Origin of the sequence: Streptomyces griseus subsp. griseus (assembly GCF_003610995.1) — a bacterium.
Classification (GTDB): domain Bacteria; phylum Actinomycetota; class Actinomycetes; order Streptomycetales; family Streptomycetaceae; genus Streptomyces.
On sequence record NZ_CP032543.1, the window covers coordinates 3,280,117 to 3,291,593 of the forward strand.

Annotated in this window: 1 protein-coding gene; it reads right to left on the reverse strand. The window is 70.6% G+C overall.

Features of this window, described 5'->3' with window-relative positions; all coding sequences use genetic code 11:
• Position 1 precedes the first annotated feature (1 nt).
• Positions 2–11,356, reverse strand: coding sequence for a type I polyketide synthase (locus D6270_RS14800; protein ID WP_109164965.1), 11,355 nt, complete (start codon positions 11,354–11,356; stop codon positions 2–4).
• Positions 11,357–11,477 lie beyond the last annotated feature (121 nt).

The window sequence follows — 11,477 nt, forward strand, 5'->3', positions numbered from 1 at the left end:
GTCACTTCGCCTCACTTCGGTGTGCGATTGCGGTTGCGGTGGGGGCGGTGCCGGCGAGGGGTGCGGCGACTTCGCCGGAGTCCAGCCATTCCTCGATCACACCGGCGGTCCCGGCGGCCCGGTCCTCGACGATCGTGAAGTGGTTCGCGTCCACGGTCCGCAGCGTGTGCGTGGGCTCCCACGGCTCGGCGCGGCCGGTGGCCAGTTCCGGGGACGGGTTGTCGCCGTCGGGGACGAAGGACCGGGTGCACTGGACGAAGAGGACGGGCGCCTCCACGTGCTCAGGCGCCAGGTCGGGGACGAGCTGGACCCAGCGGCCCATCGCGGAGAGCCTGCTGCTGTCGAAGCGCCCGAACGCCGCCTCCTTCTCGAACAGGCCGAGGGCGAGGTCGTCGAGGGGGACTCCGCCGTCGGCGGAGCCGTCGTCGTACACCTTGAAGGTGTCCAGCATGATGACCCCGGCCGGGCGGACGCCGAGTTCACGTTCCAGGTACTCGGCGGTGGCGTACGCGAGGGTGCCGCCGGCCGAGTAGCCGAGGAGCACGAACGGCTCGCCGGCCGCGGTCTCCAGCACGCTGCGGGCGATCACCTGGACGGCGGCGTCGGCGTTCTCGGGGAGGCTCTCGCCCGCGACGAAGCCGGGAACGGGGAGCGCCGAGACCTTGCGCCGGCCCTGGAGGTGGGAGACGAGCCGGGCGTGCTGGTGGGCCCCGCCGGTGGCCATGGGGGAGTTGAGGCAGATCAGGTGGGGGGCGCCGGGGCCGTCGGCGAGGCGCACCGCGCTGGGGAGGTGGTCCAGTTCGTCGGCGGAGGTGAAGCCGGGGCGGATGTCGGCGGCGATACGGAGCAGCTCGAACCCCTTGTCGGAGCGGCCGGAGACGACGGCGCCGTGGAAGAGGTCGCGCAGGGTGTCGCCGATGGGGCCGCTGGTGTTCCTCCTGCTGTCGGTGGCGGGGTCGGTGGGCGTGATGGGCGTGGCGGGTCCGGTGACGGTGGTGGGGACAGTGGGGGCGGTCGGGTCAGTGGGGTCGGTGGGGTCGAGGGGCGCCGCGAGGAGTTCGGTGTGGAGGAGTCGGGCCAGTGCCGCCGGGCTCTTCGAGTCGAAGACCACCATGGGCGGCAGGCGCAGTCCGGTGTCCTTCATCAGGGCGTTGCGGAGTTCCACCGCGCTGAGTGAGTCGAAGCCGCTCTCCAGGAAGTCCCGTTCGGGGTCGAGGGCTTCGGAGTCACTGTGCCCGAGCAGGGTGGCGGCCCGTTCCCGTACGAGGGCACGCAGGACGGCTTCCTGCTCGGCCGCCGGGGTGTGTGCGATGCGCTGCCAGAGCGGTTCGCTCTCCGTCCCGGCGGCCGCGCCCGAGGCTCCGGGACGGCGGACGGCGGGGGCGAGGTCGCGGAGGAGGGCGGGGAGGGTGCCGGTACGGGCGCGGAGGGCCGCCTTATCGATGGTCATTGGGACGACCACCGCACGGCCCGACGCCAGCCCGGCATCGAAGAGGGCCAGCCCCTCGGCAGGGTCCAGGGCAGGCAGGCCCTGCCGCCGCATACGCCGCAGATCCGCCTCACGCAGCCACTGACCCATGCCCTTCTCACCCGACCACAGGCCGTAGGCGAGAGAGGTGGCGGGCAGCCCCCGCGCCCGGCGATGCACCGCCAAAGCGTCCAGGAACACGTTCGCCGCCGCGTAGTTCGCCTGACCCGCAGCCAGCACCATCCCGCCCGCCGACGAGAACATCACGAAGAAACCGAGATCCAGCTCCCGTGTCGCCTCGTGGAGATACCACGCTCCGTCCGCCTTCGGGCCCAGGACCCGATCCAGCCGGGCCGCATCCATCGACGCGATCAGGCCGTTGTCACCGACACCAGCCGCGTGCACCACACCGGCCAACTGACCTGCCAACCCGGCCACCAGATCCCGTACCGCCTCACGGTCAGCTACGTCACAGGGCACTACGGAGACCTCAGCGCCCAGCCCGGACAGCTCGGCCACCAACTCTTCCGCTCCCGGGGCTGCCAGGCCACGGCGGCTGGTCAGCACCAGACGGCGTACACCCCGCTCGGTGACCAGATGCCGGGCCACCAACGCACCCAGACCACCGGTACCGCCCGTCACCAGCACCACGCCATCGGCCTTGGGAACTTCGGCCGGGGATACCTCGGAGGAACTCACCCGCACCAGCCGAGGCACCACCACCCCGCCGCCACGCAACGCCGCCTCCGGCTCACCCGACGCCACCACCCACCCCAGCCCGGACAAACCATCCGAGTCCGGGTCCATGTCCGGGTCCCCGTCCACCAGCACCACACGCCCCGGATACTCCGCCTGAGCCGCACGCACCACACCCCACACCGGAGCCTGACCCAGCACCACACCCAAACCAGTACCGGTGTCCACAGCACCCCGGGTCACGATCACCAACCGCGACCCCGCACACCGCTCATCCGCAAGCCAGTCACGCACGACGTCCAACACAGCCCCAGCACACGACCGCACGGCATCCGGCACATCACCCGACGCTGTTGGAACCTCGAACACCACCACCCCAGGAACATCCCCAACAGCAGGCACATCCCCCCAACGCACCCACGAAGACGGACCACTGCTCGGCCCCGTCAACGGACGCCACACCACCTCCCACAACGACTCCCCCACACCCGCACCCAACTGCTCCACCGACACCGGACGCAGCGTCAGACCACCCACCGACACCACCGGCGCACCCGCACCATCCGCGATCGTCAGGCTGATGGTGTCCTCGCTGGAACCGGAGAGGCGTACCCGCAGGAGGGTCGACCCGGTGGCGTGCAGCCGCACGTCCTCCCAGAAGAAGGGGAGCGCCGCGCCCCCTTCCGCGCCTCCGCCGTCCTGAGGGGTGCTGAGGTTGAGGGCGTGCATGGTGGCGTCCAGCAGGGCGGGGTGCAGCCCGAACCGTTCCGCGTCCGCATGCGCGGACTCCGGCAGCGCCACCTCCGCGTAAAGGTCCCCGCCCTGGGACCACGCCGCCCTGAGGCCCTGGAACACCGGCCCGTAGCCGTAGCCCCGGGCGAGCAGCGACCCGTACACCTCGTCGACGGCCAGCGGGGTGGCTCCGGGCGGCGGCCACTCGGTGATGCCGGCGGGCGGGGCCGCGATGTCCTGTGCCACGACTCCTTCCGCGTGCCGGGTCCAGACGTCGTCGCTCCCGTCCTCACGGCGCGAGTGGATGCTCAGGGTGCGGCGTCCGGTGTCGTCGGCGGTGCCCACCGCGACCTGAAGCGCCACTCCTCCCCGCTCCGGCAGCACCAACGGAGCCTGCAACGTCAGCTCCTCCACCACACCACAGCCGACCTCATCACCCGCCCGCACCGCCAACTCGACAAACGCCGTGCCCGGCAGCAACACCCGACCGAACACGGCATGATCGGCCAGCCACGGCACACCATCGACCGACAACCGACCCGTCAGCAGCACCCCACCCGCATCCGGCAACGACACCACCGCACCGACCAGCGGATGATCCACCACCCCCTGCCCCACACCCACCACACCAGAGCCACCACCACCCGACTCCAACCAGAACCGCCGCCGCTGAAACGCATAGGTAGGCAGATCAACCCGCCGAGCCCCCGTGCCCGCGTAGCACGCCGCCCAGTCGACCCGTACGCCACTGACGTGCAGCCGGGCGAGCGCCGACACCGCCGTCGTAACCTCCGCACGCCCCTTACGCACCAACGGCACCAACACCGCCGCATCCGAGGTCACCGACTGCTGCGCCATCCCACTCAGCACACCATCCGGGCCGACCTCCACATACGAGGCAACACCCTGACCCTCCAAGTACGTCACACAGTCCGCGAACCGCACCGCCTCACGCACATGCCGCACCCAGTACCCGGCCGTCGCGACCTCCGAGGACACCTCACCCGTGACACCCGACACCAACGGGACCTTCGGGGCACTGAACGACAGCCCGGAGACGACCTTCTCGAACTCCGCGAGCATCGGCTCCATCAACGGCGAATGGAACGCGTGCGACACCCGCAGACGCGAGGACTTCCGCCCCTGCGCGGTAAACGCGTCCGCAACCTTCACGACAGCGTCCTCGACGCCCGAAACCACCACGGAGCGCGGCCCGTTCACCGCAGCGATACTCACCGAATCCGACAGCAGCGGTACGACCTCCGCCTCCGTCGCCTCCACCGCCACCATCGCGCCACCCTCAGGCAACGCCTCCATCAACCGACCACGCGCCACAATCAGTTGAGCCGCATCCGGGAGCGAGAGCACCCCCGCCACATGAGCAGCGGCGATCTCCCCCACCGAATGCCCGGCCAGGAAGTCCGGCCGCACACCCCAGGACTCCGCCAGCCGGAACAGCGCCACCTCCACCGCGAACAACGCCGGCTGCGCCACCCCCGTACGATTCAACGCCCCCTCATCCACACCCCACACCACATCCCGCAACGAACGACCCAAGTGCACATCCACCTCAGCGAGCACAGCGTCAAACGCCTCCGCGAACACCGGATACGCCTCGTACAACTCACGGCCCATCCCCAACCGCTGCGCACCCTGACCCGTGAACAGGAACGCCGTCCGGCCCGACGTACGAGCCAGGCCTCGGCAGGCCTCGGTGGAGGTCCCGCCGTCGGCGAGAGCCCGCAGGCCCGCCACGAGGGCCGTACGGTCCCCCGCCGTCACCACCGCACGGTGCTCCAGCACCGCACGCGACACCACCGACGAATACCCCACGTCCAGCAGCGACAGGCCCGCGCGCTCCTCCACGAGGGCGAGGAGCCGGCCCGCCTGCGCCGACAGAGCCGCCTCACCCCGCGCCGACAGCACCACCGGCACCACCACCGGAGGCACCGCGGCCTCCACCGGCTCAACCACCTCCGGGGCCTGCTCCACAATCACGTGCGCGTTCGTCCCGCTCAGCCCGAACGACGACACACCCACCCGGCGAGGACGCTCACGTTCGGGCCACAGGCGGGCCTCCGTCAGCAGCTCAACCTCACCCGCCTCCCAGTCCACCTGCGGCGTCGGCTCATCCACATGCAGGGTCTTCGGCATCACACCGTGCCGGATCGCCTCCACCGCCTTGATCACACCGCCCACACCCGCGGCAGCCTGCGTATGCGCCAGATTCGACTTCAGCGATCCCAACCACACCGGATCACCCTCCGGACGACCCTGCCCATACGTCGCCAACACCGCCTGCGCCTCGATCGGATCACCCAGACGCGTCCCCGTACCGTGCGCCTCCACCATGTCGACATCGGCGGTGGTCAGCCCAGCGTTCTCCAGCGCCGCGCGGATGACCCGCTGCTGCGAGGGGCCGTTCGGCGCGGTCATGCCGTTGCTCGCGCCGTCCTGGTTGACCGCGCTGCTTCGAAGCACCGCCAGGACCGGGTGACCGTTCTTCCGGGCGTCCGACAGACGCTCCACCAGCAGGACACCGACCCCCTCGGACCAGGCAGCGCCGTCCGCGGCACCCGCGAACGACTTGCACCGGCCGTCGGGCGCGAGCCCGCGCTGCCGGCTGAACTCGACGAACATGTCGGGGGTCGCCATGACGGCGACACCGCCGGCGAGGGCGAGGGAGCACTCTCCGGAGCGCAGGGCCTGGGCCGCCAGGTGCAGGGACACCAGCGACGAGGAGCACGCGGTGTCGACCGTCAGGGACGGGCCTTCGAGGCCGAGGGTGTAGGACACCCGGCCCGAGACGAGGCTGCCGCCCGTGGTGGCCGCGGCCTCCGTACCCTGGCCGTAGTCGTGGTACATCAGCCCGGCGAAGACACCGGTCCTACTGCCCTTCAACGAGCGGGGGTTGATGCCGGCGCGCTCAAGGACCTCCCACGAGGCCTCCAGCAGGAGCCGCTGCTGGGGATCCATGATCAACGCCTCGTTCGGGCTGATGCCGAAGAGGTCCGCGTCGAAGTCGCCCGCGTCGTGCAGGAAGCCGCCTTCCTTGGTGTACGTCTTACTCGGTGTGCCGGGCTCCGGGTCGTACACCCCTGCCACGTCCCAGCCACGGTCGAGGGGGAACCCGGCCACGGCGTCGCGTCCTTCGGCGACGAGGTTCCACAGGTCCTCGGGCGAGTTGACCCCGCCCGGGTAGCGACAGGACATGGCGACGACGGCGATCGGGTCGTCATCGGTGGCACGGGCGGCGGGAGCGGTCGTCGGGGCGGACGCGCGGGGCGTACTGCTGAGTTCATCGTCGAGCGCACCGTCGATGTAGTCGGCGACGGCCCGCGCGTTCGGATAGTCGAAGACGAGGGTCGCGGGCAGCCGGAGGCCGGTGGTCCCGTTCAGCTGGTTGCGCAGTTCGACCGCGCTGAGTGAGTCGAAGCCGAGTTCCTGGAAGGCGCGGTCGGGTTCGACGGCGTGGGCCGACGTGTGTCCCAGCACGCGTGCGACGTGCGCGCACACCGTGTCCAGCAACGCCGACCGGCGTTCGTCGTCGGTGAGTCCGGTCAGCCGGTGGAGCAGTTCGGAGGCGTCGGCGCGTCCGGCGACGGCACGCGCGGCGGGCCGCCCGCCCTGAGGAGGAGCGAGGTCGCGGAGGAGGGCGGGGAGGGTGCCGGTACGGGCGCGGAGGGCCGCCTTGTCGATGGTCAGCGGGACGACCACCGCACGGCCCGACGCCAGCCCGGCATCGAAGAGGGCCAGTCCCTCGGCGGGGTCCAGGGCAGGCAGGCCCTGCCGTCGCATACGCCGCAGATCCGCCTCACGCAGCCACTGGCCCATGCCCTTCTCACCCGACCACAGGCCGTAGGCGAGGGAGGTGGCGGGCAGCCCCTGCGCCCGGCGATGCACCGCCAAAGCGTCCAGGAACACGTTCGCCGCCGCGTAGTTCGCCTGACCCGCAGCCAGCACCATCCCGCCTGCCGACGAGAACATCACGAAGAAACCGAGATCCAGCTCCCGTGTCGCCTCGTGGAGATACCACGCTCCGTCCGCCTTCGGGCCCAGGACCCGATCCAGCCGGGCCGCATCCATGGAGGCGATCAGGCCGTTGTCACCTACGCCGGCCGCGTGCACCACACCGGCCAACTGACCTGCCAACCCGGCCACCAGAGCCACCACGGCGTTACGGTCGGCCATGTCGCAGGCCGCTACGGAGACCTCAGCGCCCAACCCGGACAGCTCGGCCACCAACTCTTCCGCTCCCGGGGCTGCCAGGCCACGGCGGCTGGTCAGCACCAGACGGCGAACGCCCCGCTCGGTGACCAGATGCCGGGCCACCAACGCACCCAGACCACCGGTACCGCCCGTCACCAGCACCACGCCATCGGCCTTGGGAACTTCGGCCGGGGATACCTCGGAAGGGCTCACCCGCACCAGCCGAGGCACCACCACCCCGCCGCCACGCAACGCCGCCTCCGGCTCACCCGACGCCACCACCCACCCCAGCCCGGACAAACCATCCGAGTCCGTGCCCGGGTCCGCATCCACCAGCACCACACGCCCCGGATACTCCGCCTGAGCCGCACGCACCACACCCCACACCGGAGCCTGACCCAGCACCACACCCGAACCAGTACCAGCGTCCACAGCACCCCGGGTCACGATCACCAACCGCGACCCCGCACACCGCTCATCCGCAAGCCAGTCACGCACAACGTCCAACACAGCCCCAGCACACGACCGCACAGCATCCGGCACATCACCCGACGCTGTTGGAGCCTCGAACACCACCACCCCGGGAACATCCCCAACAGCAGGCACATCCCCCCAACACACCCACGAAGACGGACCACTGCTCGGCCCCGTCAACGGACGCCACACCACCTCCCACAACGACTCCCCCACACCCGCACCCAACTGCTCCACCGACACCGGACGGGACACCAAGGCGCCGACGGTGAGGACGGGTTGTCCCGTGCCGTCCGCCACCCGAATCGTGACGCTGTCCTGGCCCGAGGGCGCGATCCTGACGCGCAGGGCCGTGGCTCCCGAGGCGTGCAGGGCGACATCGGTCCAGACGAAGGGCAGGACCGTCGCCTCGTCCGTGTGGGCGCCGTCGTCGATGAGAGCTACGTGCATCGCGGCGTCCAGCAGGGCGGGGTGCAGCCCGAACCGTTCCGCGTCCGCATGCGCGGACTCCGGCAGCGCGACCTCCGCGTACAGTTCCTCGCCGGACGTCCATGCCGCCGTGAGCCCTTGGAACATGGGGCCGTAGCCGTAGCCTCGGCTCGACAGCAGCTCGTAGGCGCCGTCGACGCCGATGGCGGTGGCGCTAGGCGGGGGCCATGAGGCCAGTCCGTCCGCCGGAGCGGCCGCGCCCCGTACCAGCGTCCCTTCCGCATGCCTGGTCCAGGCGTCGTCGTCCGCCTCGTCCCGGGACGAGTACACGGCCACCGAGCGACGCCCGGAGTCGTCCGCCGCGCCGACCACGACCTGGAGCGACACGCCTCCCTGCTCCGTGAGGACGAGCGGCGCCTGCAACGTCAGCTCTTCGAGAAGGTCGCACCCGACCTGGTCGGCGGCGCGGATCGCCAGTTCCACGAATGCGGTGCCCGGCAACAGGACGCTGCCCAGGACAGCGTGGTCGGCCACCCAGGGCTGGTTGCCCAGCGTGAGCCTGCCGGTGAGCACGGTCTCGTCCGTGTCGGCCAGAGTCACCGCAGCGCCGAGCATCGGGTGGTCGGCGGTCTTCACGCCGAGCGACTCCGGGTCCGTACCGGTCTGCTCGGCCACCATCCAGTACCGCTCCCGCTGGAAGGCGTAGGTGGGCAGGTCGACCCGCCGGGCGCCAGTGCCGGTGTAGTACGCGGCCCAGTCGACCCGTACGCCACTGACATGCAGCCGGGCGAGCGCCGACACCGCCGTCGCAACCTCCGCACGCCCCTTACGCACCAACGGCACCAACACCGCCGCATCCGAGGTCACCGACTGCTGCGCCATCCCACTCAACACACCATCAGGGCCGACCTCCACATACGAGAGGACGCCACGCGCTTCAAGGTGGCTGACGCAGTCCGCGAACCGCACCGCCTCACGCACATGCCGCACCCAGTACCCAGCCGTCGCCACCTCCGACGACACCTCACCCGAGACACCCGACACCAACGGCAACGACGGTTCCGCGTACGTCAACGCCTCGGCCACGGCAGCGAACTCCGCCAACATCGGCTCCATCAACGGCGAATGGAACGCGTGCGACACCCGCAGACGCGACGACTTCCGCCCCAGCGCCGTAAACGCGTCCGCAACCTTCACGACAGCGTCCTCAGCACCCGAAACCACCACCGAACGCGGCCCGTTCACCGCAGCGATACTCACCGAATCCGACAGCAGCGGTACGACCTCCGCCTCCGTCGCCTCCACCGCCACCATCGCGCCACCCTCAGGCAACGCCTCCATCAACCGACCTCGGGCAACAATGAGTTGGGCCGCGTCCGTCAGGGAGAGGACGCCTGCCACATACGCCGCAGCGATCTCCCCCACCGAATGCCCGGCCAGGAAGTCCGGCCGCACACCCCACGACTCCGCCAGCCGGAACAGCGCCACCTCCACCGCGAACAACGCCGGCTGCGCCACCCCCGTACGATTCAACGCCCCCTCATCCACACCCCACACCACATCCCGCAACGAACGACCCAAGTGCACGTCCACCGCAGCGAGCACGGCGTCGAACGCCTCCGCGAACACCGGATACGCCTCGTACAGCTCACGGCCCATCCCCAACCGCTGCGCACCCTGACCCGTGAACAGGAACGCCGTCTCACCGGCCGAACGGCCCACACCCCGAACCGCGTTCGCCGCCGAATCGCCCCCGGCCAGCGCCCGCAGGCCCTCCACCAGCTCCGTACGGTCCCCCGCCGTCACCACCGCACGATGCTCCAGCACCGCACGCGACACCACCGACGAGAACCCCACATCCAACAACGACAGTTCCGCGCCGTCCTTCTCCACCAGCGCCAACAGCCGCTCGGCCTGAGCCGACAGCGCGACATCGCTGCGCCCCGACAGCACCACCGGCACCACCACCGGCGGCACCGCGGCCCCCACCGGCACATCAACCTCCGGCGCCTGCTCCACAATCACGTGCGCGTTCGTCCCACTCAGCCCGAACGACGACACACCCACCCGACGCGGACGCCCACGCTCAGGCCACGCACGCGCCTCCGTCAGCAGCTCAACCGCACCCGCCTCCCAGTCCACCTCAGGCGTCGGCTCATCCACATGCAGCGTCCTCGGCATCACACCGTGCCGGATCGCCTCCACGGCCTTGATCACCGCGCCGACACCGGCGGCGGCCTGGGCGTGGCCGAGGTTCGACTTCAGCGATCCCAGCCACAGCGGGTCACCCTCCGGGCGCCCCTGCCCGTACGTCGCGAGCAGTGCCTGCGCCTCGATCGGGTCGCCCAGACGGGTCCCCGTACCGTGCGCCTCCACCACGTCGACCTGGTCGGCCGATATCTGCGCGTCGGCCAGTGCGGCGCGGATGACGCGCTGCTGTGACGGGCCGTTCGGCGCGGTCAGGCCGTTGCTCGCACCGTCCTGGTTGACCGCGCTGCCCCGGACCACCGCGAGGACCGGGTGACCGTTCCGCCGGGCGTCCGAGAGCCGCTCCAGCAGGAGGACGCCTGCGCCCTCCGCCCAACTGGTGCCGTCGGTCGATCCCGCGAAGGACTTGCAGCGGCCGTCCTTCGCCAGGCCGCCCTGGCGGCTGAACTCGACGAAGACCTCGGGGGTGGCCATCACGGCGACGCCGCCCGCCAGCGCGAGGGTGCACTCGCCCGACCGCAGCGCCTTCACCGCGAGGTGCAGCGAGACCAGGGACGACGAGCACGCCGTGTCCACCGTCATCGACGGGCCCTCGAACCCGAACACGTATGAGATACGGCCCGAGGCGATGGAGCCGGTGGCGCTGTTGTGGACGTAGTCGTGGTACATCATCCCGGCGAAGACACCGGTCCTGCTGCCCTTGAGCGTGTGCGGGTCGATGCCGGCCCGTTCGAACGCCTCCCAGGACGTCTCCAGCAGCAGGCGCTGCTGCGGGTCCATCGTGAGGGCCTCGTTCGGGCTGATGCCGAACAGCTCCGCGTCGAAGGTGTCGGCCGTGTGCAGGAACCCGCCGCGGTTGACATAGCTGGTGCCGGGCCGGGAGCCGTCGGGGTCGTAGACGCCCTCGACGTCCCAGCCGCGGTTCTCCGGGAACTCGGTGGTGGCATCGCCGCCGCTCTCCACGAGCCGCCACAGATCCTCCGGCGACGTGACGTCCCCCGGGAACCGGCAGCTCATGGAGACGATGGCGATCGGCTCGCGCGAGGCGGACGCCAGTTTGCGGTTCTGCGCCCGCAGCCGGTCGTTGTCCTTGAGCGAAGCGCGCAGGGCGGTGATCAGTTTTTCGTCGGAGTTGCTCATCGGGCCTCTCACATTCCCTGCGTTGCGTCGTCCAGGCCGGAACCTTCGAGCGCCAGGCTGATCAGGCTCTCCGGGTCCATCTCGTCGATCGAGGGGTCGTCATCGGGTTTCTGCGGCTCCG

Coding starts and splice junctions, on each gene's coding strand:
- D6270_RS14800 (WP_109164965.1), bottom strand. CDS start 11,356: ATGAGCAACTCCGACGAAAAACTGATCACCGCCCTGCGCGCTTCGCTC.